Source organism: Streptococcus sp. HJ1 (genome assembly GCF_052399005.1).
In the GTDB taxonomy this organism is placed as follows: domain Bacteria; phylum Bacillota; class Bacilli; order Lactobacillales; family Streptococcaceae; genus Streptococcus.
The window spans coordinates 429,695-455,656 of sequence record NZ_CP199005.1 but is presented as its reverse complement, the minus strand read 5'-3'; the positions used below and the strand labels follow the sequence as shown (position 1 = coordinate 455,656).

At 39.7% G+C, this 25,962-nt stretch carries 14 protein-coding genes; 6 read left to right on the top strand and 8 right to left on the bottom strand.

The window, feature by feature from the left end:
- Positions 1 to 21: 21 nt before the first annotated feature.
- Both ACT17O_RS02225 and ACT17O_RS02220 read right to left on the bottom strand, forming a co-directional pair.
- Positions 22 to 2,127, bottom strand: coding sequence for an ATP-dependent Clp protease ATP-binding subunit (locus ACT17O_RS02225; protein ID WP_444817643.1), 2,106 nt, complete (start codon positions 2,125 to 2,127; stop codon positions 22 to 24).
- A 451-nt stretch (positions 2,128 to 2,578) separates the two neighbouring features.
- Positions 2,579 to 6,880 (bottom strand): Spy0128 family protein, encoded by a 4,302-nt coding sequence (locus ACT17O_RS02220; protein WP_444817642.1) that lies wholly within the window; start codon positions 6,878 to 6,880, stop codon positions 2,579 to 2,581.
- A 430-nt stretch (positions 6,881 to 7,310) separates the two neighbouring features.
- Here ACT17O_RS02220 and ACT17O_RS02215 point away from each other — a divergent pair, with 430 nt between their 5' ends.
- Positions 7,311 to 12,437 carry a G5 domain-containing protein gene (locus tag ACT17O_RS02215; protein WP_444817641.1) on the top strand — a complete coding sequence of 1,709 codons (5,127 nt, stop codon included), beginning with the start codon at positions 7,311 to 7,313 and terminating at the stop codon, positions 12,435 to 12,437.
- A 249-nt stretch (positions 12,438 to 12,686) separates the two neighbouring features.
- Here ACT17O_RS02215 and pflB read toward each other — a convergent pair whose 3' ends face one another.
- Positions 12,687 to 15,002 carry a formate C-acetyltransferase gene (pflB, locus tag ACT17O_RS02210; protein ID WP_000260621.1) on the bottom strand — a complete coding sequence of 772 codons (2,316 nt, stop codon included), beginning with the start codon at positions 15,000 to 15,002 and terminating at the stop codon, positions 12,687 to 12,689.
- Positions 15,003 to 15,234: 232 nt separating this feature from the next.
- On the opposite strand from pflB, the gene dinB reads away from it, so the two are divergent.
- The 3 genes from dinB (at position 15,235) to ACT17O_RS02195 (ending at position 17,919) form a co-directional block, all read left to right on the top strand.
- A complete protein-coding gene (gene dinB, locus ACT17O_RS02205; RefSeq protein WP_444817640.1) occupies positions 15,235 to 16,296 on the top strand; it encodes a DNA polymerase IV in 1,062 nt (353 codons plus the stop codon).
- 567 nt (positions 16,297 to 16,863) lie between these two features.
- Entirely contained in the window at positions 16,864 to 17,187 is a 324-nt protein-coding gene (locus ACT17O_RS02200; protein WP_444817639.1) for a hypothetical protein, read from the top strand.
- Positions 17,188 to 17,286: 99 nt separating this feature from the next.
- On the top strand, positions 17,287 to 17,919 hold the full coding sequence (locus ACT17O_RS02195) for a TetR/AcrR family transcriptional regulator (protein WP_444817638.1): 633 nt from the start codon (positions 17,287 to 17,289) through the stop codon (positions 17,917 to 17,919).
- A 153-nt stretch (positions 17,920 to 18,072) separates the two neighbouring features.
- Here the strand turns inward: ACT17O_RS02195 and ACT17O_RS02190 are convergent, their stop codons facing one another.
- Positions 18,073 to 18,918: an undecaprenyl-diphosphate phosphatase gene (locus ACT17O_RS02190; RefSeq protein ID WP_000273567.1), complete on the bottom strand. Its 846-nt coding sequence runs from the start codon at positions 18,916 to 18,918 to the stop codon at positions 18,073 to 18,075.
- Between the two features lie 59 nt (positions 18,919 to 18,977).
- On the bottom strand, positions 18,978 to 20,873 hold the full coding sequence (locus ACT17O_RS02185; RefSeq protein WP_049520837.1) for a DUF2207 domain-containing protein: 1,896 nt from the start codon (positions 20,871 to 20,873) through the stop codon (positions 18,978 to 18,980).
- Between the two features lie 129 nt (positions 20,874 to 21,002).
- Here ACT17O_RS02185 and ACT17O_RS02180 point away from each other — a divergent pair, with 129 nt between their 5' ends.
- Positions 21,003 to 22,568 carry an ABC transporter substrate-binding protein/permease gene (locus ACT17O_RS02180; RefSeq protein ID WP_049520836.1) on the top strand — a complete coding sequence of 522 codons (1,566 nt, stop codon included), beginning with the start codon at positions 21,003 to 21,005 and terminating at the stop codon, positions 22,566 to 22,568.
- Positions 22,565 to 23,305: an amino acid ABC transporter ATP-binding protein gene (locus tag ACT17O_RS02175; protein ID WP_000193352.1), complete on the top strand. Its 741-nt coding sequence runs from the start codon at positions 22,565 to 22,567 to the stop codon at positions 23,303 to 23,305. Before ACT17O_RS02180 ends, ACT17O_RS02175 begins: the two co-directional genes overlap by 4 nt.
- A gap of 92 nt (positions 23,306 to 23,397) precedes the next feature.
- Here the strand turns inward: ACT17O_RS02175 and ACT17O_RS02170 are convergent, their stop codons facing one another.
- The 3 genes from ACT17O_RS02170 to ilvA all read right to left on the bottom strand — a co-directional run bounded on the left by ACT17O_RS02170 (position 23,398) and on the right by ilvA (position 25,949).
- Positions 23,398 to 23,613 (bottom strand): capsule biosynthesis transcriptional regulator, encoded by a 216-nt coding sequence (locus ACT17O_RS02170; RefSeq protein WP_001130031.1) that lies wholly within the window; start codon positions 23,611 to 23,613, stop codon positions 23,398 to 23,400.
- A 106-nt stretch (positions 23,614 to 23,719) separates the two neighbouring features.
- On the bottom strand, positions 23,720 to 24,616 hold the full coding sequence (locus ACT17O_RS02165; protein ID WP_000244061.1) for an SPFH domain-containing protein: 897 nt from the start codon (positions 24,614 to 24,616) through the stop codon (positions 23,720 to 23,722).
- Between the two features lie 82 nt (positions 24,617 to 24,698).
- Complete coding sequence (gene ilvA, locus ACT17O_RS02160) at positions 24,699 to 25,949, bottom strand: threonine ammonia-lyase IlvA (RefSeq protein WP_000947300.1); 1,251 nt, start codon at positions 25,947 to 25,949, stop codon at positions 24,699 to 24,701.
- Positions 25,950 to 25,962 lie beyond the last annotated feature (13 nt).

Sequence of the window (25,962 nt, the reverse complement as noted above, 5' to 3'; positions counted from 1 at the left end):
TTTTATTCTCAAAATCTTGAGTTAGGCTTTTTCACGAATGACCAAAACGCCATCTTCCATATCTGCTTCCAGATGTTTAGCATCTAGATGATCCAAGTGGAAGTCTGTCACCTTATCACGAATTTGTTGTTCAACCACGCGACGGAGTGGACGAACACCCATAACTTCGTCATAGCCTTCTTCTGTGATAAAGTCCTTAGCTGCTTGGCTGACTTCCAAATCAATGTCTTTCTTAGCCAAGGTTTGGTTGACTTCAGCCAACATCAAGTCCACAATCTTAGAAAGGTCTTCCTTATTCAAGTGTGAGAACTCGATAACTGCGTTAAAGCGGTTAAGAAACTCTGGACGGAAGAATGGTTTCAAACGATCCATCAACTCTGGTTTATCCGCATCTTCTGTCAAGTTAGCTTCATAGCCAAATCCAGCATTTGATGTCGCGATAATGACCGTGTTCTTAAAGTTCACTGTATTTCCTTGACCATCAGTTAAACGACCGTCATCCAATACTTGGAGGAGAAGGGTGATTACTTGAGGATCAGCCTTTTCAATTTCGTCCAAGAGAATGATAGAGTATGGATTGCGACGAACACGTTCTGTCAAGGTATTGCTATTGTCATCATAACCCACATAACCTGCTGTTGTACCAATCAATTTAGAAACGGCTGTGCGGTCACTGTATTCAGACATGTCCAAACGGATAATCGCATCCTTAGTTCCAAACATATCGAGCGCCAATTGCTTAGCAAGTTCTGTCTTACCAACCCCAGTTGGACCTACAAAGAGGAAGCTACCGATTGGGCGATTGCCTTCATCAAATCCTGCACGGTTACGACGGATAGCACGAGCTACTGCTTCTACTGCCTTATCTTGGCCAATTACCTTGTGTTCCAAGCGATGAGCCATATCTTTCAAACGTTCGATATCTGACGCTCCCATTTGTGACACTGGAATACCTGTCATTCGCTCTACAGACTCAGCCACATCGTTGATGCTTGCAGTCACTTTCATGTCTTCTGTGTGGTTTTCGACTTTTTTCTCTAATTCTGCAATACGTGTTTTAGCATTGAGAGCTGCTTCAAAATCTTCAGCTTCTACTGCCTTTTCTTGCTTGTCTTTTTCTGCTTCAATTTCCCGTTCAACAGCGTGCACATCTGTTACAGGATGTTGAGCTGCCAAGTGAGCTGCCGTTACATCAACAAGGTCAATAGCTTTATCTGGCAAGCTACGTTGAGGAATGTATTGGACAGAATAATCCACTGCTGCTTTCAAGACTTCATCTGGCAAGATAACATTGTGATGTTGTTGATAGAGGTCACGAATTCCTTGAAGGATTTTAAAAGTATCCTCTGCTGAAGGAGCATTGACCTTCACTTCGTTGAAACGACGAGCAAGAGCTGCATTTTTCAAGATGGTGTTACGGTATTCGTCTTGAGTCGTTGCCCCAATCACTGTCAACTCACCTCGAGAGAGAGCTGGTTTGAGAATATCCGCAAGACCTTTAGATCCACTGTCTCCACCAGTACTACCAGCACCGAGGATTTGGTGAATTTCATCAAAGAAGAGGATAATATTTCCTGCTTCTTTCACTTCATTGACTAGATTTTGAACGTTTTCTTCAAAGCTACCACGGTATTGAGTACCAGCCTCAAGACCTGAGATATCAATAGAAATAATTTCCTTGTTCTTAATGGCAGCCGGAACATCTCCATTCACAATCGCTTGTGCTAGACCTTCGACAACGGCTGTCTTACCAACACCTGCATCTCCGACTAGAACAGGATTATTTTTAGTACGACGTGAGAGGATTTCAGATGTTTCTTGAATTTCCTTGTTTCGTCCGATAACAGGATCCAACTTGCCCTCACGAGCTTCTGCTGTCAAGTTACGACCTAGTTTAGCAAGGACACCGTCTTGTTTCATACCTGAAGCCTGTTGTTGCATTTGTCCATCAACTTCTGCATTTCCTGGCAATTGACCAGTTGCACGATAGTGAGCAAATTCCTCAGGTGTCACTTCTCGTCCATTAATCAAGTAGCGACGGTTTTCAGAACTGTATCCTCGCATACCACCCATCAATTGGTTAAATAAATCATCCATGTTGTTAAAGTTATTAAAGTTGTTGTTCATATTCTTTACCTCGTTTATTCTTAATTATATGCGATCTCTGATATTGACTATCTTTGACCTTTGTTTTAAAAATTTTAGACTAGCTAACTAGCTACCCTACGTATAATTTCTGGTTTTTCTTTCTTAAATAAGCCTTTTATCATCTTCTTTTCAAAATCTGTTAGATTTAACATAGGCCTCACCCCTTTCTAGGGTATCTATCGTACATTTTCAAGAAATAGAATCATTGAAAATGAAGTTTTCTAAGGAATTCATTTTCCTTATGCTCCTACTATATCACATTGGTCAGTAAAAGTCAATAGTTTTTTGACCAAATTTGACTATTTTTAAAAAAATTTTTTGAAGTACAAAAAAGCCCCTAGAAAACGAATTTTCTAGAGACTTTCTCTATAAAGTTTAAGAGAGAAGAAATATTCTCACTTACCAAGTTTCATGTTTCTTCTACAAAAGCTTAAGCTTTACGTTTTACGAAGAATACCAATCCACTCAATGCCAATACTACAAATCCAATTACTGAGAAGATAGATGTTGCTTCACCTGTGTTTGGAAGTTCAGCTTGACCTTTTTCCTCAGTTACTGGAGGTGTTGGTTGTGTATCTGGCGTTGGTGCTGGATCTGGCGTTGGTGCTGGATCTGGCGTTGGCGCTGGATCTGGCGTTGGTGCTGGATCTGGCGTTGGTGCTGGATCTGGCGTTGGTGCTGGATCTGGCGTTGGTGCTGGATCTGGCGTTGGTGCTGGATCTGGCGTTGGTGCTGGATCTGGCGTTGGTGCTGGATCTGGCGTTGGTGCTGGATCTGGCGTTGGTGCTGGATCTGGCGTTGGTGCTGGATCTGGCGTTGGTTTTGGATCTGGCGTTGGTGCTGGATCTGGCGTTGGTGCTGGATCTGGCGTTGGTTTTGGATCTGGCGTTGGTTTTGGATCTGGCGTTGGCGCTGGATCTGGCGTTGGTGCTGGATCTGGCGTTGGTGCTGGATCTGGCGTGTAGATGTTTTTGAAGACACGTTCTGCATCTGCATCTTCTACAGTCGCAACCAATTGACCTTGACCGTTATCTACTACATTCACTTTAACTGTGTAAGATTCAGTTGAGTAAGTCACACCTGCTTCGCTACCTGCTTTTTCAGTGATAGTGTAAGTGTGATTTCCTGCTTCTGTGTAGTCAACCTTAAAGGCAACTTCTCCTGAAGCAGTATTCTTAGCCGTAGCTACAACTGCATCTTTTTCTTTCAATTCGAAAGTATATGCATCGGCTACAAGTTCTTTACCTGTAATCTTCTTAGTTGCTTTGATAGTAGCACTTGTTGAAGCTGCTGCATAAGTGTTGGTGAAGACACGTTCTGCATCTGCATCTTCTACAGTCGCAACCAATTGACCTTGACCGTTATCTACTACATTCACTTTAACTGTGTAAGATTCAGTTGAGTAAGTCACACCTGCTTCTGTTCCTGATTTCTCAGTAATAGTGTAAGTGTGCTCTCCTGCTTCTGTGTAGTCAACCTTAAAGGCAACTTCTCCTGAAGCAGTATTCTTAGCCGTAGCTACAACTGCATCTTTTTCTTTCAATTCGAAAGTATATGCATCGGCTACAAGTTCTTTACCTGTAATCTTCTTAGTTGCTTTGATAGTAGCACTTGTTGAAGCTGCTGCATAAGTGTTGGTGAAGACACGTTCTGCATCTGCATCTTCTACAGTCGCAACCAATTGACCTTGACCGTTATCTACTACATTCACTTTAACTGTGTAAGATTCAGTTGAGTAAGTCACACCTGCTTCTGTTCCTGATTTCTCAGTAATAGTGTAAGTGTGCTCTCCTGCTTCTGTGTAGTCAACCTTAAAGGCAACTTCTCCTGAAGCAGTATTCTTAGCCGTAGCTACAACTGCATCTTTTTCTTTCAATTCGAAAGTATATGCATCGGCTACAAGTTCTTTACCTGTAATCTTCTTAGTTGCTTTGATAGTAGCACTTGTTGAAGCTGCTGCATAAGTGTTGGTGAAGACACGTTCTGCATCTGCATCTTCTACAGTCGCAACCAATTGACCTTGACCGTTATCTACTACATTCACTTTAACTGTGTAAGATTCAGTTGAGTAAGTCACACCTGCTTCGCTACCTGCTTTTTCAGTGATAGTGTAAGTGTGATTTCCTGCTTCTGTGTAGTCAACCTTAAAGGCAACTTCTCCTGAAGCAGTATTCTTAGCCGTAGCTACAACTGCATCTTTTTCTTTCAATTCGAAAGTATATGCATCGGCTACAAGTTCTTTACCTGTAATCTTCTTAGTTGCTTTGATAGTAGCACTTGTTGAAGCTGCTGCATAAGTGTTGGTGAAGACACGTTCTGCATCTGCATCTTCTACAGTCGCAACCAATTGACCTTGACCGTTATCTACTACATTCACTTTAACTGTGTAAGATTCAGTTGAGTAAGTCACACCTGCTTCTGTTCCTGATTTCTCAGTAATAGTGTAAGTGTGCTCTCCTGCTTCTGTGTAGTCAACCTTAAAGGCAACTTCTCCTGAAGCAGTATTCTTAGCCGTAGCTACAACTGCATCTTTTTCTTTCAATTCGAAAGTATATGCATCGGCTACAAGTTCTTTACCTGTAATCTTCTTAGTTGCTTTGATAGTAGCACTTGTTGAAGCTGCTGCATAAGTGTTGGTGAAGACACGTTCTGCATCTGCATCTTCTACAGTCGCAACCAATTGACCTTGACCGTTATCTACTACATTCACTTTAACTGTGTAAGATTCAGTTGAGTAAGTCACACCTGCTTCTGTTCCTGATTTCTCAGTAATAGTGTAAGTGTGCTCTCCTGCTTCTGTGTAGTCAACCTTAAAGGCAACTTCTCCTGAAGCAGTATTCTTAGCCGTAGCTACAACTGCATCTTTTTCTTTCAATTCGAAAGTATATGCATCAGCCGCAAGAACTTTACCATTCAAGACTTTCTTAGCTTTGATAGTAGCGCTTGTTGAAGCTGCTGCATAAGTGTTGGTGAAAGTTGGCACTGCTGAAGTAACAGAAGCTGTTAATACTCCACCTTGGAATGCTGCAGTTACAGTAACTTCCTTACCTTCTTCATCAAATGTAATACCAGAAGCTGCTGCTGAAGTATCTTCTTTGATAACGTAGTGGTAAGTTCCCGCACCTTTTACTTCAATGTTCTCGAAGGTAATCGTTCCATCAGCTTTTGATTTCGCTGTGGCTACTGGAGTCTTCAAGTTCTCTGCTGTATATAGGTTAAAGGTAAACTCATCCGCTTTTGGAAGTTTATCTGTACGACCTTCTACCACTTTCTTAGCTGTTACATTGAACACAGCTGGAATAGGCTCGTCCTTAAGGTTGATCGCAGAACCTGCTGCTCCGAGTTTGACTGTATACTCTTTTTCATCTAACTTATAGCCAGCTGGAGCAGTCTTCTCTTTGATCTTGAACGTTTTACCTTCCCATTTCTGATCATAAGTTTTAGTAAGCGCTACTCCTTTTTCATTCGTAGACACTTCTGTTGTTTCACTTGCATCATCTGCTGCTGTCACAGTATAAACTGCTCCTTGAACAGGTGTAAGAGTGAAGGCGTCAGTCTTATTAATCTTAATTTGGTAGGCTGTAGATGCTACAATTGTACCAGAAATCAAAGATGTTGCTTCCGCTTTCATGCTAAGCGCACCTGGGCGACTTGTATTCTGTGCAAGTTTTGTTCCATCTGCTAGAGACAAAGCTACAATATTTGCTACTTTCGTACCATCATTTGGAGTGGTAGTACTATATGTAACGAAGTAAGAAGTCGTTCCATCTTTGATTGTAACATCAAATGATGTATAGTTTGAGTTCCAAGCAACTGTATAGTCAGTACCTTCAACCATCAATTGTGCTCCATCAGGAACAGCAGAAGTACCGCCTGTAATATCAGCCTTGTAAATCTTCAAGCTTTCTGGAATGTATTGAGCTGGTGTGTAGGATGTGTCATCATTTGGAATTGTGTCATGAAGCACAATGTTTTGTCCAAAATCTTGTTTTTCTGTGTTGACACGTACACGCCAGTTTGATTGCTCGTTACCTGAGCTTACTGAACCGATAGCTGCTAGTTTTGGAGAGTTCCAGCTTTCACGGGAAGCTTGTCCACCAGCTTTCGCATAGTTCTCAGTACCAACTTTAGGACCCGTGATTGTCTTAGACGTATAGGTATGAGTTACCTCTTGCTTCATAGAAGAAGAATTAAAGCTAATTGGTGTCTTAGTCTGGTCTGTTAGGAAGCGGAATGATGCCGCAAAGTTACCAGATACATCCTTAACTTTATCTCCACCAGTTGCAGCTAGGTACTTGTCCAAGTTTTTCAAGGTAATTTTTGCTTTACCACCTTGGCCATTACCACTCGATGTTACAACTGCTTCCCCAATCGTTACTTGCGTAGCTGGGTCAACCAACTGTTGAGTGCCGTTGTAGACTGTCATTGGTGCAGGAATGTCGAAAGTGAAATAATCACCATTGTTCAAGTTCTCATTGTATTGTTTGAGATCAAACGTTACACGAAGCTTGTAGGCATTCCCTGTACGAACTGCATAATCTCCCTCAGATGTTACATTCTGTTTCGTATCTGAAGCATCCAACAACTCAACACCTGTAATAACTTGCGTTAATTCCTTTGGCGTTGGGTCATCAGCTTTAACATTATTTGTCAAAACAGATGTAAGTGTCAAGACAGAAAGAGCTGCAGCTGAAAGTTTTGAAAGCAATTTCAGCATTTTGCTTTTTGCCATGTTTTCCCTCTTTTCTATATTTTATTTTCAATGTTCTTAATCCCTCTCCTGAGAAACGAAGAAGAAATCACAGATTATTTGATATTTAGTAGCTAAAGCCCTCCAAACACTTTAAGTATTAAACATAAATAACCACCTACATTCTAGCATTATACATACTACTTTGTCAAGTAAAACAAACCTAAGTTTAACTATTTTGTAAATAAAATAATTTGAATTATTAAATAATTGTAATCATTCTGTAATTATCTTGTAATTTTCTAGTTTAATTTCTTGACTCAAACTACTTGATTTGTTAAAATAGTATAGCTGCAATATATTTTTATATATTATTATTACAGTTATTTGTAGGAGAAACTAAATATAAATTATTATTAATAATTGTGGCCAAACTACTTAATATATACATTATAAAGGGAATTATAATTTTATGAAAAAGTTACGTAAAGTAAAGAAGCATTGGGTTGCTGTTTCAATCGGAATTGTTACATCAGCCTTATTAGTCAATAACGTAGCCGCTAATGAAGTTGGGGGAGACACTTCAGAAATGCTACAACCGACTACAGTTACATCTTCAACGATTGAACAAAACAATGAAGACGGAAATACTCCAAATTCTGCTGAAAATGGTAATAATCCTAATTCAGTGACTGAACAGTCTACTACTCCTTCTTCCAATGTATCCGATAGTGCTAGCACTGTAACTGAAACTCCTACGAAGCAATCAGAGCCAGCAGATAGCAAACAAATAGGACGAAGTGGTTTCCGAAGTGTAAGCGCATCCACTCCTGTAGAAACAAATAAAAGTCAGTCTAAAGAATCTGTACCGACTGAGCCTGCTGAATCAATCGAACCTGTTCTAAAACCAGAAGTAAAAGCTGACGAGGAAGCAATCAAAGCAAAAGCCATTCCTGAAATACCAAAAGAAAACCAATCAAAAAAAATTCAGGATGCCATCACAGAAGATGTTAGAACCGTTGTTTCAAAACCAACTGTTGAAGGCGTTGAGTATGATGTTCACTATGATCATAAAAACAAGTGGTACTATGTCAATGCTACTGATTTTGGTTTGAATGTAGCTGATAACCAAGATGATACTCTCGCTGTTAATAAAGCACTAAAAGCAGCAAATGAAATTGTAATGGCTGATCCAGATGGTAAACAACATACTGGTGTTGCCGTCAAACTTTCTGGAATCGTCAATGTAGCTCGTGATAAAGGCGAAATTGATCACTATAAAATTTTAACATACGGATCAGGTGTCCCTATGCCTATACAAAAAGGACGAATTGATGGTGTTCAGAATCTTTCGCATGTTACGAAAGAAGAATATGAAAATCTCCGTGTAGACTCGGATGGACTTGTTCGTTATGTTAGTTCTAACGGAGAAAACCTTACAGGAATAGCACTGCCTATCTATCGCAAAAGCGAAAGTGGCTCCTTTAATCAAATTAAAATCGGTTCCGAGCACTCAAATGTAACCGGTCTCTTTGGAGACGGTCCAGGAACAACCGTATTAAAAACAAATTTAGTTCAGCTAGGAAACCCTTGGGATAGCAACGAGAATGATACTGACAATCGCGACCATGCTGTTTTGCTAGTTGAAAATCAAAATGGATTCCTTGTGAAAGATTTATCTGTTTCTATCCAAAACTTAAAAGAAGCTTTTGGAGAACAACACGATGGCTTCTACGTCAAAGGAATGCCCTACTATGGAAAAGTGGATGGCGTCCTTATCAATGATTCTGATAATGTAACTGTTGAGAACGTTGAAGCGAGTGGAGCTAACAAAGCTGGTATCCGCTTCGGGTCGTCATATAACAGTGTCTCAAATATCTCTCTTCCTGGTTGGGGTCGCCCTCGCTCTGTGAGTAATTTGATTGCTGGAAAAGCTCCTGGTTATACTTTCAGTAGTCTAAACTTAGGTGAAAACAATAAAGTATTAAACAGTAATACTCACAATAACCGAGTGGCTGGAGTTCAATTCTCTTACCAAACCAATATTCTTATTGAAGGAACAACCACTTCTGAAAATGGACACAAATTAAACGGAAGTACAGGTTATGGTTTCGCTTCAGAGGCTGGATCCTACAATAATGGAATTGTTTTCCGAAACAATACGAGTACCTACAACTACCGTAAAGGGTTAGATATTCACGACGGTGACCGAATTTTAATCGAAAATAACGTTTCATACGGAGATCGCTTGTTAGGTATCTCTGTATACAACCGAAACTTTAAAATGGAAAATGTTGTCATTCGAAACAACGTTGTCACACAAGATAAAACAAATCGTCTAGTACGAGATGACTTGAAAGTTGACGGAAAATTCACACATGGTCATGATTACCTCCAGTATGAAGCAATTCATTTGCAAACGAATGAAAAATCTCAGGACTTGAGTGCAGACGGAGCCGTAGGTTATTTTGAAATTAGTAATAACCGCATTCAAGATTTGGATTCATCAGGTAGAACCGCTACAAACCAAGACTACAATACAAATGCTATTCTTGTTCGTATGCAAGAACCTTACCTAAACTATGTACTTAATATTAAAAACAACCAAATCACTGGACACTCAGCCAACGATTTGATTAAGATGATTAACTCTTCTAATGACAATATTAAGGGAACAGCTACATTATCTGATACAAGTAAATTTGCAAACGGATTGGGATATGGTTCTGGTTCCATCAACATTAGTAATAATAAAGTCGAGCTTGAAGAACTTTACGGTGATCCAAATAAAGATTTATCTGCTATTACAATCGCTGAATCGACTAGTAATTTTAATGTCGCAGATAAAACAATTCGAGCTAACCAAGATAAGTTCCGTGGGTCTGTTGTTTTCCAAAACAATGACATTAAAGTCAAAAAAACTTTCATGAGTACTAGACCTGGCATCATCGGAAAACAAAAGACAATGCCTATCATTTCTATTACAACTAATGCAGAAGGTATTCTTTTTAAAGATAATAATTTAGATTTTGGTGAAATCACGCAAACTTTAGCTAAGAACGCTGCAACGCAAACGCCGTTAATTAGTTTAAATGGAAATAATGGTACTTTGGTGCAACCTGGACTTGGCTTTGGTATTAATACAACTCGAACTCCAAGCAACCTCCCAAATACACTGAGTCGAACTCAACCATTAGCTTTTATTGGAAACGATATTAAAATTTCTAATATTAGTTATGCTAACAATGTTGATTTGCCAATCCGTGTATTAGAAGCCAATCACCTGGTTCGATATACTGAAAACAATACCTTCACTTCCGAATCAGAAATCACAGCTTCTACTACCGATACGAAAACCGATCCACTTGGCAATGCGATCTATAAGCCTGCAACCGAACGCCTCACTCCAAACAAGGAAAAGAATAACGCTCAATTCAATATGGGAGTCAGCCGTTTTTCAACAAGTTCTCCTAGCTTAGTCAATAGTTCAGAAGAGACTGTTCCATATGAAACAATCTACGTTAATGACAAGACCATCGCTGCTGGAACAAGTATTGAAAAAACTCCTGGGGTAACTGGGAAGAAAATTGTAAATACCTATGCAACTAGCGTTGATAACTCTGCTTATGAGAAAACAAGTGGAACCAATATCATGAACTACGGTCTCAGAAATTACTACGAGACAACAAATATTCGGGAAGCGACTGATAATGATCGCATTCCGGGATTGCTTCGAGCAGACTATACAACGACAGATGGCGAAATTATGACAGCCACTAAAACTTATAGTTACACTGATACTAAAAAACAAACTCAAACAACTGAGATGACTTATCGCTACGAAAACCTTCCAATTGGTTTGAAGAACGATACGCAGTATACATTTACTGATGAAAATGTAACTACGGCACCGCAAAATCGTGTTGTCCATGTAGGTACACGAACTTCCAAAGCTATTGGAGCATTTGATCAGTTTGATGTCGATTTCGAAACAGAATATGTAAACGATGATACTATTCTAGTCGGTGATACTGTCATCAAAACTCCTGGTGCCAAAGGAATCCGTACTGTTTCTTATCGAGAAACCCGTGATAATGATACAAATGATCTAATTTCAAGAGAACAAGTTTCTGATAGTATCACTACTAAACCTATTAAGCAAGTCGTACTTGTGGGAACAAAACCACTTACTAGAACTGCTCAAAGAACTGAGAAACAGGATATTGATTTTGAGATCGTTAAAGTTCCTTCTGACAAGCTATTTGTTGGTGAAGAAGAGATTCAAACCCCTGGTGTTAAAGGTACTAGAACTATTGTTCATGAAGATACCATTGACAACCGAAACAATACTGTGATCTCGTCTCGTGTTATCTCTGACGAACAAACCGAACCTGTTAAACAGATCGTACTTGTGGGAACAAAACCACTTACTGTAACCGCTCAAAGAACTGAGAAACAGGATATTGATTTTGATATCGTTAAAGTTCCTTCTGATAAGCTATTTGTCGGAGAGGAAGAAATTCAAACTCCTGGTGTTCAAGGTGTCAGAACCATTGTTCATGAAGATACCATTGACAACCGAAACAATACTGTGATCTCGTCTCGTGTTATCTCTGATGAGCAAACTGAGCCTGTCAAGCAAATCGTACTTGTGGGAACAAAACCACTTACTGTAACCGCTCAAAGAACTGAGAAACAGGATATTGACTTTGATATCGTTAAAGTTCCTTCTGATAAGCTATTTGTTGGTGAAGAAGAGATTCAAACCCCTGGTGTTCAAGGTGTCAGAACTATCGTTCACGAAGATACTATTGACAACCGAAACAATACTGTGATCTCGTCTCGTGTTATCTCTGACGAACAAACCGAACCTGTCAAACAGATCGTACTTGTGGGAACAAAACCACTTACTGTAACCGCTCAAAGAACTGAGAAACAGGATATTGACTTTGATATCGTTAAAGTTCCTTCTGATAAGCTATTTGTTGGGGAAGAAGAGATTCAAACCCCTGGTGTTAAAGGTACTAGAACTATTGTTCACGAAGATACTATTGACAACCGAAACAATACTGTGATCTCGTCTCGTGTTATCTCTGACGAACAAACCGAACCTGTCAAACAGATCGTACTTGTGGGAACAAAACCACTTACTAGAACTGTTCAGAGAACTATTGAACTTTCTATTCCATATGGTATTCAATCCATTTATGATGATAAATTGCCTAGTGGAACACAAATGATTGTGGCCCCAGGTAAAGCTGGTCTTCGTACAATCATTATCGAAGAAGTTTTTGATGATAAAGGACAGATTATTTCTAGCAACATTCTGTCTTCTACAGTTACAATTACACCTACTGATGAAATTGTAAGAATAGGAACAGCTGCTACTACTGCAACCACTCCAAATAATACTGACCAATTAAGTCAAGATAGTCAACAAAACCATGCAAATACTGAGCAATCTACTGTTGATAATACCAAAGTATTACCAAATACAGGAACAGAAAACAATCACTCTGCAGCAGTGACTGGTGCTCTAGCTCTATTTGCAGCCTTAGGTCTTACACTATTCAAACGTAAAGAAGAAGATAACGACTAAAGTATATGTCATTTACTCTTCAAGCTAGATAGTATATTTTAAAAAAGGATTGAAGTCTATATTTTGTAGAATTCAATCCTTTTTAGTCAATTCTATGACACCTACCGTAAGGCAGAAAAAGCCATATTTTATATAGAAGTAATTTGTCTCTTCTCTCTGAGAGTATAAACTATAATATTCCTTGATTTAAAATTATCAAAACCTCAGTAAAAAAAAACTAGCCTTAAGGCTAGTTTTCTTTATATTATCTTAGCTCAATGCGTCATCCATTGAAAGAACTTCGTGGAAGACACGTTGTGTCAATTCAGTTTTTTGTTCTGGAGTGAGGTATTTAGTGTTTACACAGTATCCAGAGATACGTACGATAACGTCTTCACCTGACATAATCTTTTCGTAAACATCGTTCAAGTCCATAACGTTCAAGTTAACGTGTTGTCCACCGTTTTCGAAGTAACCATCAAGGATTGTTACCAAGTTATCAACTTGCTCGTCACGAGTCTTACCAAGAGCACGTGGAGAAACTTGAGTTGTCAATGAGATACCATCAGCTGCGTAACCAAAGTCAAGGCTAGCAAGTGAGTTCAAGTTTTGCAACCAGCCACCTTTAGCTTTGTTAGATGGGTTCGCACCTGGTGAGAAGAATTCAAGTTTAGACAAGTTCACAGAACCATCTTCGTTGAGGTATACACCTTTGTGGACTGGTGAGTTACCAGTTTGTTTAGAGTAAGCAACGTTAGATGTGATTGTCAATAGTGATACTGTAGCTTCAGCGTCTTTGTATAGTTTGTGGCTACGTAGACGAGTTGTATAAGCTTCGATCAACCATTCAGCCAATTCGTTTGAACGAGGGTCATCTTCACCCCAACGTGGGTATTCACCGATTGTTTCGTAATCGTAGATGTAGCCATTTTCATCACGGATTGGTTTAACGGTAGCGTATTTGATAGCTGACAATGTATCAACAGTGTTAGCAAATCCACAGATACCGAATCCCATGTTAGCACGTTGTTTAGTTGGCAAGAAGGCCATTTGAACAGCTTCGTAGTTGTACTTGTCAGTCATGTAGTGGATGATGTTCAAAGCATCTACGTAAGTGTCAGTCAACCAGTCAAGAGATTTTTCGAAGTTGGCTTTAACTGATTCGAATTCAAGAACTTCGTCACGGATAGGATCGATGTCAAATACCTTGTAGTCTTTGTGAACATCGTCGTAACCACCGTTCAAACCAGTAAGAAGAGCTTTCAAAACGTTTACACGAGCACCGAAGTACTGGATGTTGTGGCGTTGATCTTCGTTTTCTGGGTCAAGTGGTGACACACAGCATGAGATACAGCTCATTTCTCCGTATCCGTCTTTAGCCATTGTTGTCACACCTTCGTATTGGATAGAAGAGTGTTTGTGGCTCATGTGCATACAGTAGCGACGGAAGTTGTATGGCAATTTGTCAGTCCAAAGAACTGTCAAGTTTGGCTCTGGAGAGTTACCGATGTTGTCAAGAGTGTTCAAGAAACGGTAGTCCATCTTAGTAACACGGTGACGACCGTCGTTACCCATACCAGCCATAGAAGTTGTGATGAAGGTTGGGTCACCTGAGTACAATTGGTCGTAAGCTTTTGTACGAGCAAATTTAACTGTACGAAGTTTCATAACGAAATCATCAACGAATTCTTGGATTTCTGATTCAGTAAATGTACCACGAGCAAGGTCACGTTCTGCAAAGATATCCAATACGATTGGCACACGTCCTAGAGATGTTGCAGCACCGTTGATAACACGGCAGACAGCCATGAAGGCGATGTTAACCCATTGGATGGCTTCTTTCGTGTTCATCGCTGGTTTGCGGACATCAACTCCGTAAAGGTCACCCAAGCGAACAACTTGTTGCAATGCTTGGTATTGAAGGTTTACTTCTTCACGAAGACGGATTGTTTCTTCATCAATTTCTTTGATCGCATTCCAGTCGTTTACTTTTTCTTGCATCAAGTAGTCTGCACCGTAAAGAGCAAGACGTGCGTAAACACCGATGATACGCCCACGTGAGTAGGCATCTGGAAGACCAGTTACAGTGTGAGCGTGACGAGCGCGACGGATATTTGAAGTATAGGCACGGAAGATACCGTCGTTAACTGTTGTTACATATTTAGTAAAGATTTCGTGAACAGCTGGATCTGGTTCGTATCCATTTTCTTTCAAAGTAGTTTCAGCCATACGGATACCACCTTTTGGCATGAAGTTCAATTTGAAGAGTTCATCGTTTTGGATACCGAAGATAACTTCATTTTCTTTGTCGATAAATCCAGCAGGAATATCAGCAATAGATGTTGGACGAGTGTCCATTGGGAAACGAGTTTCTTCGTAGTGTGCTTTTGTTTCTTCTACGATTTTTTTGATGTGAAGTGAACGTTCTGTTGGTCCAGCAAGGAAACTTTCATCTCCATCATAAGGTGTGTAGTTAGCTTGAACAAAGCGAGAAATACTTGCTTTTTCTTTCCAATCTACGCCTTTGAAGCCTTCCCAAGCTTTATCAAAAATGTCTTGTGCTTCAACAACTGTCTTAACAACCATGTTAATGTCCTCTTTTTTCTAGTAACAGTCATCTGTTACATTCTTGAGTCAAGTATACCATACAGTAACCGATTTCAACAAGAGAAAATCGGCATTTTAGACGCTTTCTTTTATAATACAGTCTCTTTTTTGTTCTTATCTGTATTATATTTTTGAAAGTCGGATTGAACTTTCCCATTTTTTCAGAAAAAAGTGTATAATAAATAGAAAATGACACTAGAAAGGGATTGGAATGCTCATATTTCCATTGATAAATGATCTGTCCAGAAAAATCATCCATATCGACATGGATGCCTTTTTTGCTGCGGTGGAAATCAGAGATAATCCCAAGTTAAAGGGCAAACCTGTTATCATCGGAAGTGATCCCAGACAAACAGGTGGTCGAGGTGTCGTTTCTACCTGTAGCTACGAGGCACGAGCTTTTGGAATACACTCTGCCATGAGCTCTAAAGAAGCTTATGAACGCTGTCCCCAAGCTGTCTTTATCTCTGGAAATTATGAAAAGTATAAGACAGTGGGGCTTGAAATTCGAGCTATTTTTAAACGCTACACTGATTTGATTGAACCTATGAGTATTGACGAGGCATACTTAGATGTGACGGAAAATAAACTCGATATCAAGTCAGCCGTCAAAATAGCTCGTCTCATCCAAGAGGATATCTGGCAGGAACTACACCTGACTGCTTCTGCAGGCGTCTCTTATAACAAATTCTTAGCTAAAATGGCTAGTGACTATCAAAAACCGCATGGTTTAACAGTTATCCTCCCAGATCAAGCCCAAGACTTTCTCAAACAAATGGATATTGCTAAATTTCACGGTGTGGGCAAAAAAACAGTTGAACGACTTCATGAAATGGGCATTTATACTGGTGAAGACTTATTAGCTGTTTCTGAAGTTACTTTAATCGATCGGTTCGGCAGACTCGGTTTTGACCTTTATCGAAAGGCAAGGGGCATTCATAACTCATCGGTCAAGTCCGATCGCATTCGTAAGTCCATTGGCAAGGAAAAAACCTACGGAAAGATCCTACAAGTAGAAGAAGACATCAAAAAAGAACTGACTCTTCTCTCCGAAAAGGTAGCTCACAATCTCAGCAAGCAGGACAAAGCTGGAAAAATCATTATCCTAAAAATACGATATGCTGACTTCTCCACTCTGACTAGACGAAAAAGCCTCCCACAAGCAACACAGGACGCTAGTCAGATTTCTCAAACTGCCCTTCAACTCTACGAAGAGCTAGCTGATAAAGAAAAAGGTATCCGTTTACTAGGAATTACGGTGACAGGATTTTAAATCCTCGAAGGGGGGCATTGGTTTAAATCAAATGAGGTTGAAACAAAAGTGTTTCAGCCTCATTCTGTTTTTTAAAAATAATTCTTAGAGCGTCATAGCTAACCACTAAAACAGTCAGAGCTACTATCTTAAATTGCTGACCAACATTCAGCAGGCTGTATTAGTATGATTCACCTTTTAGACTCTAGAAATTCCTAATTCAAGAAAGCTTCTTTCACTTATTCCCTCTCTCTTTTACTAGAAAACTGAATGCTTTTGGGAAATATAGTTTAGTTTGATGTCCTACCGCATTTGTACTAGGATATATACTATAATTTTCAAGGGACATTCCCACGCATATACTTGGACTACAATATTTTTTGACAGTTTATTAATGAAAAGGGGCAGTTGGTTTTAATTAAGTATTATTTCCAGCACTTAAAACTAAAAATGTGAGATAGATTTCAAATAGTTCCTAGTAAAAAACTTTTTCTCATAAGTGGTAGGTGTTGACACCTTCATTTTTATTTGTTAAACTAGAAAATATAAAAATACCGTCTGGTCGGTTTTTAAAAGAAAGGACTTAACATGAAAAAAACTATGCTAGAAAAAACAATCGATTCTATTGAAAAACAAAATCAACGAGTACGTCAACAACAAATACGTCATCACGAAGTCATTAAAAAGCAAATTATGCAGCAAAAAGAACAGTTTTATCGATTAACACAAGGAGAGAGCGGTATCCGACATTCTCGTTTGGGAGTGAAATGTGGGTATGCTACAATTACTGGCGGGATCATCACTACTTTGTTTAGTCCTCGGAATGGTTTAGGAATAATGGCCATCGGTGGGATTTCAGTTCTCTCAAACTTGTATCACATCAAACGTATAGAAGCAAAATTAAAAAAGTAGAGTGGTTTTCTTAAGAAGGAGGCTTGTTAGACGCTCAAATATTACCTTTTCTTCTTTTTTTGATAAAATAAATTTAATAAAACAGAGAGAAGGAACTCAATGGTCGCAAAAACAGAAAAATCTCAAGCAATGATTGAGAAAATTTTATCAACAGCTTCACAGCTTTTTATTCACAACGGCTATGAAAAAACAAGTGTACAAAACATAGCGCAAACAGCTAGCATTTCAAAAGGAGCCATTTATCACCATTTTCAATCAAAAGATGAAATTTTTTTTGCAGTTTTAAAACAGCGTTATCAATTGATGGAAAAGGAATTGGTAGACTGGCTTGAATCCACCAATCATTTAACTGGAAGAGAGCAGCTCAAAGAAACCTTTCAGTTTAGTTTAAAAAGTCAGAAAACTAACTACGAGATGTTGAATCACGCGCCTCTTGATGCGGAGTTCATGCTGACTATTATCCGTTACAATCTGCGTATAGGAACTCCCCTTATTGCTGATATTATAAAAAAAGGAATAGAAGATCAGTCCATCCAACCTATCCCCTTCCCTAATGAAGCAGCCGAGACAATCTTGCTTTTGACTAACTTTTGGGTAGAAGGGAGTATTTTTGAAAATTCTTCCGAAAAAATAGTTGATCGTATCTATTTTTTACAATTTATGCTTCAATCCATTGGATTAGATATTTTTGATGAATCTTTGATCCAAGAAATTTTAAGTCAATCAAATTAAATACAATCTTTTCGTTTACTTTTAAAGCCTTGGATAAACGTAGGACAAGGTGGCATAATAAGGTGAAAAAAATAAACTAAACGATTATAAAAAAATAGGATAGTTCCCCAAATGTTTTTTTGGCGAACTATCCTATTTTATTCTATTTTCAACTTATACAAACAAACGCACAAAACTATAGAGCAACAAGACACTACCGAGTACAATACGGTATTTACCAAAGAGTGTAAAGTCGTGCTTCTTCACATAGCTGGTCAAGAAACGAATGGCAACCATGCTGACTGCGAAGGCAACACCCATAGCTACCAAGAGCAAGAACAGTTGTCCAAAACTCAATAGTTGACCTGCTTTAATAAATTTAAAAATCTTTAAGGCACTGGCTCCGAACATAACAGGAATTCCGAGATAGAAGGTGAACTCTGTTACGACTGAGCGGCTTGTTCCATTTAACAAACCACCAACGATCGTCGCACCTGAACGGCTCGTTCCTGGAAAGAGGGCGAGGACTTGGAAGAGCCCAATGTAAAGGGCTGTTTTATAGGGCAACTTGTCTAGCTCTGTCACTGTTGGTTCAATGGCTTGCGCCTTATTTCGTTTTTCAAGGTAGATAAAGGCAACACCATAGATAATCAACATGATTGCAACTGAAACCATGTTATGGAAGTTGGCATCAAACCAATCATCTAGTTTAAAAACCAATAGCAAAGGCAAGGTCGCAACAAAGACTTTTGACCACAACTGCCAAGTTCTACGAACTTCTACCTTAGTTTTACCAGGTTTGAAAGGATTAAGCTTGTTAAAGTAAATGACCATAACTGCTAAAATGGCACCAAGCTGGATGACAACATTAAACATGGACATGAAGGCTTCATTCTGGTCCTTGTATTGGACAAATTCTTCAACCAAGATCAAGTGGCCAGTACTTGAAATCGGCAACCATTCTGTAATTCCTTCAACAATCCCAAAAAAGATTGACTTCAAAATTTCAATAAAATACATACATTACTCCTTTTTCTGTCCTCTATTATAGCATAATTTCGGATGTTGCGATAGATTTTTTAGAAGGCGCCGATGCTTCCACCGCCACCTCCTCCTGAGAATCCTCCACCTGAAGAACCACTTCCAGAAGATACAGAGTAATTGCTAGCTGTATTTGCGACAGCAGTATATTGCTTGATTTGTGCAGTTGAGGTGTAGAACTGTGAGTGCCAACCATAGGCTACATAAAGATTCAAATCTGGATTTTCAAGCTGAATATGACGGACTTTCATTAACTTGCTCACCTTCTTGGCATAACCAAAGAGAGTCGCATAGACCAGTAGACGGTTCCAAAGGACGATGCTCTCTAGCTCGGCCTGATCCAGATGAGCGATGTCCCGAAGCATATTTTCAAAACTCGTCCAGAGATAGAAGATTTCCGCTCCTTCCTCTGTTAGAACTCCATCGCGATAGGCTCCTCGCGTGGCAAGATAAACCCAGAAACTAGTCCCTAATCCTGTCAATCCTAAGAGTAGAAATGGGATCGAAAAGAAACCATGTGTTTGCCAGCTATAGTAAAAGAATAGCAGTCCACCTAGAGCTGTTATGGCTGAACAAACTCGCATCCCGAGAGCAAGGCGGCGTTCCTCGCTTGTCAAGGAACGATAGTAGCTTGGGATACGAAGTACATGGACCTTATCCTTGACACAAGACTGAATGCGTTGAAGTCTTCCTTCAAAGGAGCGTTTAAGACGCGAGCCTGTTTCTCGGATATGTTTTTCATCTGACTCTTTGGCACCACGGTAAAGGGAAGATGAAACTTGGTAATCAGGGAAGAGCTCTGAAATAGCCAATTCTTTCTTATTTGACAAAGTCATGCGCAGGCATTCCTTCTCAAAATTGGACAAACCCTTTTCACTGATAATGCGCACATAAGGTTCCTCATCCCCTTGGAAAATAGATAAATGGCCTCGATCTACTAAATCCAACAAGGTTGCCTGAATCAAACGTTCAAAAGTAAATTTACCAAACCCTGATTTGTTTAGGGGATTGACTTCCTCTAAGGAGGTTGAATACACTGCTTCTGCTAAAACCATTGGAGGCAAATCCATCGGTGGTTCGTAGAGTCGATGATCTTTTGGAAAGACCTTTTTAATGCTTGTACTCTGACGAAACTTCCTATAGAAGAGAGGAACTAGAAGTAAGAGACTCATAAAAATGACGGGAAATACCCATTTCATCAACATCTCACTTTGCGCTTTTTCTGTCGCTATATTGCTTTCAATCCGGTTAAAATCGGTTAAACGTTCTTCCTCTAATCCTTGATCTGGAGCTTCTGCAAAAGCACTTCTCGGCCAGTAAGCATGTAATTCGATTTGTCGCTTTCTCGGAAGGTCTTTCATTTTGACATGATAGAGATTATTTACTTTTTCAACACTAGAGTCCCTTAGGAGTTGGCCTGCATGAAAATAGAGTTTCTCTGCTGGAGTATCTGAGCTGACCTTGAACTCAATCTCTTTGATGTCTCCAGTACTATCTGTCAAGGGTTGCCAATTTAGCTCTGCGATATCCTTATATAAGAAGAGAAGGTTTGTTAGTTTCCAGGTAACCGTTACACGAACAGTATCTCCAGCATATCCAGCATTGTAAATTTTTACCTTGTAGCCGTCCTCTTCCTCCATAGTATAGAAGGAAACATTTTGAACAATTCTTCCATTTTTAGAGACCTGAACAGTCGGGTCGGGATCAATGTCAAATCCTTCCGGCATTTTCCCAGCTTTCCCTAGTCCAACCAACTGACCATTATAATCGTCTCCAAAGCGGTAGGTAATTGTTTCCTTAAAAATTGCAGTATTATCTGCATGAATATTCAAATCCCCCTGATAGGATAAGATATCAAAGTCTACTGCAAAAACCAAGCTCGGGATAAATAATAAATAAGTAAATACCAAAGCCAACAGCCATCTTTTTTTCATGATCGGTTCCCTTTCAATCTTTTTACCATTATATCATTTTTTATAAGTAAAGGCTTACTTGTATTGAAAATCTCACTATTTTTAGATACAATAGAGAGAGTCATTTTTAGACTAGAAATAGGAGAAAACATGAAAAAATTATGCTTATCTATCCTTGCTAGCCTAGCCCTTACCTTAGGACTAGTTAGCCAAGTCCAAGCCGACGAATATTTACGCATCGGGATGGAGGCTGCTTACGCTCCCTTCAACTGGACTCAAGACGACGATAGTAACGGCGCCGTCAAAATCGACGGTACCAACCAATATGCCAACGGCTACGATGTTCAAATCGCAAAAAAGATTGCCAAAGACTTAGGCAAGGAACCTTTGGTCGTGAAAACCAAATGGGAAGGACTTGTTCCAGCACTTACTTCTGGCAAAATCGATATGATCATTGCCGGTATGAGCCCAACCGCTGAACGCAAACAAGAAATTGCTTTTTCAAGCAGTTACTATACTAGCGAACCGGTTCTATTGGTAAAAAAGGACTCTGCCTATGCGAATGCCAAATCTTTGGAAGACTTTAGTGGAGCAAAAATCACGTCTCAACAAGGTGTTTATCTTTATGACCTGATTTCCCAAATTCCAGGTGCCAAAAAAGAAACAGCTATGGGTGACTTCGCCCAAATGCGTCAAGCTCTGGAGGCTGGTGTTATTGATGCCTATGTTTCTGAACGACCTGAAGCAATGACCGCTGAGTCTGCTAACGCTAAGTTCAAAATGATCCAACCTCAACCAGGTTTCAAAACTGGCGAAGAAGATACAGCTATTGCCATTGGACTTCGTAAAGATGACAGCCGTATCAACCAAATCAATGCGAGCATCGAAACCATCTCAAAGGATGAGCAAGTAGCCCTCATGGATCGTATGATCAAAGAGCAACCTGTGGAGTCTACAACAACAGAGGAAGAAAGTAGTTTCTTTAGCCAAGTCGCTAAGATCCTTTCTGAAAACTGGCAACAACTCTTGCGTGGTGCTGGTATCACACTCTTAATCTCCATTATCGGAACCATCATAGGTCTCCTTATCGGACTTGCAATCGGGGTCTTCCGTACTGCTCCACTATCTGAGAATAAGGCAATGTACGCCCTACAGAAACTAGTCGGTTGGATTCTCAATGTCTATATTGAAATCTTCCGTGGTACACCGATGATTGTTCAATCCATGGTTATCTACTATGGAACTGCTCAAGCTTTTGGTATTAACCTTGACCGGACACTAGCTGCTATCTTCATCGTCTCAATCAATACGGGTGCCTACATGACAGAAATCGTCCGTGGTGGTATACTGGCAGTTGACAAGGGACAATTTGAAGCCGCAACCGCTCTTGGTATGACCCACAATCAAACCATGCGTAAGATTGTCCTACCTCAGGTTGTCCGTAATATTCTACCTGCTACTGGTAATGAGTTTGTCATCAATATCAAAGATACCTCTGTATTGAACGTTATTTCAGTTGTTGAGCTTTATTTCTCAGGAAATACTGTAGCAACACAAACCTATCAATACTTCCAGACCTTTACCATCATCGCCGTGATTTACTTTGTCCTCACCTTTACTGTGACCCGTATCCTACGCTTCATCGAACGTCGTATGGACATGGATACTTACACTACAGGTGCTAACCAAATGCAAACGGAGGATTTGAAAAAATGACACAACCAATTCTTGAAATCAAACACCTCAAAAAATCCTATGGGCAAAACGAAGTGCTAAAAGACATTTCTCTCACCGTCCATAAAGGAGAGGTTATTTCCATCATCGGGAGCTCAGGAAGTGGAAAATCAACCTTCCTTCGTTCGATTAATTTACTAGAAACACCTACAGAGGGTGAGATTCTCTATCGAGGAGAAAATGTCTTAGAAAAAGGCTATAACCTCACCCATTATCGTGAAAAGCTCGGTATGGTTTTCCAATCTTTCAATCTCTTTGAAAATCTGAATGTCCTTGAAAATACGATCGTTGCCCAAACAACTGTACTCAAACGTGACCACTCTGAAGCTGAAAAAATTGCCAAAGAGAATCTCGAAAAAGTTGGTATGGGAGAACGTTACTGGCAAGCCAAACCGAAGCAACTATCAGGTGGTCAGAAACAACGTGTGGCTATCGCCCGCGCTCTCTCCATGAATCCTGATGCCATTCTCTTCGACGAACCAACATCTGCTCTTGACCCTGAAATGGTCGGAGAAGTCCTCAAAATTATGCAGGATTTGGCTCAAGAAGGCTTGACCATGATCGTTGTAACCCACGAAATGGAATTCGCTCGCGATGTCTCTCACCGTGTCATCTTTATGGATAAGGGCGTCATTGCTGAAGAAGGTAAACCAGAAGAACTCTTCACGAACCCTAAAGAAGAACGGACAAAAGAATTTCTTCAACGCTATCTCAGCTAATAAACAAAGACTGCATAAAGAATGCAGTCTTTTTAATTTGTAATTGTAAAGAAAAGGCAGACTCGATTCAGGAATCTGCCTGTGACCACAGTTTAATCTTCAAATTTTTCATGATTTTTTTCATAGAAATCGATTAAACCAAGAGCTGTTTCAAATGAAATATTTTTAACTTTTGCGCGTCCTTGTGCTAGAGCAATGATAGACATTTCACGCGCATTCGTTTCTTTAGAGATACGGTAGCCTGTGATTTTCTTATCACGAACCCAGCCAACAACTGCTTCTACTTTTTCAAAGTTCGACTTAGCCATGTTCTTCTCCTAAATTATTCTTTACAATACTTAATTGTATACGTTTTTATTTCATTTGTCAATAAAAAAACATATATTCGTCGTAACTATATTATTCTGCATATTTTTATTTGGCTTTTAAAGCCGATAATATATGAGTTCTTATGTCCTCGACTCCATTAGGATTTGCTGGTAGGAAGATTGTATTATTACCCTCTTTATCTGCAAAATTATTCAACGTATCTAAATACTGGTTCGTTAATAGGATAGACATGATTTGTTCTTCAGTTAGCTCAACATTGGCTCCCTTTAACTCTTGGATAGAATCAGCTAGTCCGTCAACAATTGCTTTACGCTGCTCTGCAATCCCTACACCATGTAGGCGATCTTTTTCTGCTTCTGCTTCTGCTGCGGTCACGATTTTAATCTTATCTGCTTCAGCAAGCTCTTGCGCCGCAACTCTCTTACGTTGAGCCGCGTTAATTTCATTCATTGATTGTTTTACTTCAGCATCAGGTTCAACCTTAGTAATCAGCGTTTTGACAATGATATACCCATACGTAGACATTTCTTCAGCCACTTGTTTTTGAACTTCTAAGGCGATTTCATCCTTCTTCTCAAACAACTCATCTAGGGTTAGCTTTGGTACAGATGAACGCAAAGCATCTTCTATATAGGATTTAATCTGGGCTTCTGGACGCATCAATTTATAATAAGCATCTGTGACATTATTTTCATTCACTCGATACTGAGTTGCCACATTCATCGTTACAAATACATTATCTTGCGTCTTTGTCTCTACAACAATCTCACTTTGCAACAAGCGTAGTTGAACTCTTGCCGCAATCCTATCAATTCCAAAAGGAGCTCGTAAATGAATACCACTATTGCTCAACTTTTGGTATTTACCAAAGCGTTCTATGATAGCGACCGATTGTTGTCGAACCACATACACAGAACTAATCATAATCACTGATGCAATCACCACTAAAAACAATAAAATAAGTAAAATTTGTAAAACCATGGGAATCTCCCCCTTTCGTCACCCTCATTATAGCACCATCAACATCATTACGCAAATAATATGATAATAATTTTATTTTAGCTTAAACTAGCATATTATACAATGTTTCGTTCCCATTCAAATTAATATAAGATGGGTCAAACTTTTCCATTCGATGAATCAAGCCAGCATAATCATGCTTATTGGCAAGAGCTACCCCAATCAAGACAGGGCCTGTCCCCTTGCTTGCTCGTTTGATATATTCAAAACGAGTGATGTCATCATTTGGCCCCAAAATGTCATTTACAAACTCTCGTAGAGCTCCTGGACGTTGTGGGAAATTCACTACAAAGTAATGCTTGATTCCATCGTAAATCAAGGCACGTTCTTCCATCTCCGGCATGCGGTTGATATCGTTATTTCCTCCAGAAATAATACAACAAATCGTCTTGCCTTTGATATAGTCTGATAAAACTTCCAAGGCTGCAACGCTGGCAGCTCCGGCTGGTTCTGCTACAATACCTTGTTTGGAATAAAGATCAATCAAGGTTTCGGAAATCAATCCCTCGTCCACCCCAATCAGCGTTTCAACATTCTTACGGGTCGCTTCATAGGTTAATTGTCCAACCTTTTGTACGGCTATCCCATCAGCAAACTTATCAATTTCTTTGAGCTTAACTGGTCCCCCAGCTTCAAAGGCAGCTTTCATAGAGCGAGCACCATTAGCTTCTACCCCAATCACTTCAATGGTCGGGTTGGTTTCCTTAATATAAGTAGAAACACCGGCAATCAATCCGCCACCACCTACTGGTACAAGTACTGTGTCAAAATCAATAGACTCTTTACGGGCTTCTTCAAGAATCTCATAGGCTACAGTCCCTTGACCAGCCTGAACATGCGCATCATCAAAAGGATCGATAAAGGTGCGGTTTTCTGTCAATGTAAATTCTTGTGCTGCCTTAGCAGAAGCATCAAAGGTATCCCCAACCAACTTGATTGTCACGAACTCTCCACCGAAAAAGCGAACCTGCCCAATCTTTTGTTGCGGTGTTGTGATGGGCATAAAAATGGTTGCAGGAATCTTCATCTCATTACAAGTATAGGCGACACCTTGGGCATGATTTCCCGCAGAGGCACAGACTACACCACGCTCGCGTTCTTCTTTTGATAGTTGAGAAATGGCATAATAGGCTCCACGAATCTTAAAAGAGCGAACTCGTTGCGCATTCTCCTTTTTGAGATAAATCTTTGCTTGGTATTTTTCTGATAAATAATGATCATATTCTAGTGGTGTATCAACTACTACACCACTCAAAACTTTGTGGGCTTTCACCACATCTTTTGCACTTAGCATTGTCTCCTCCTCA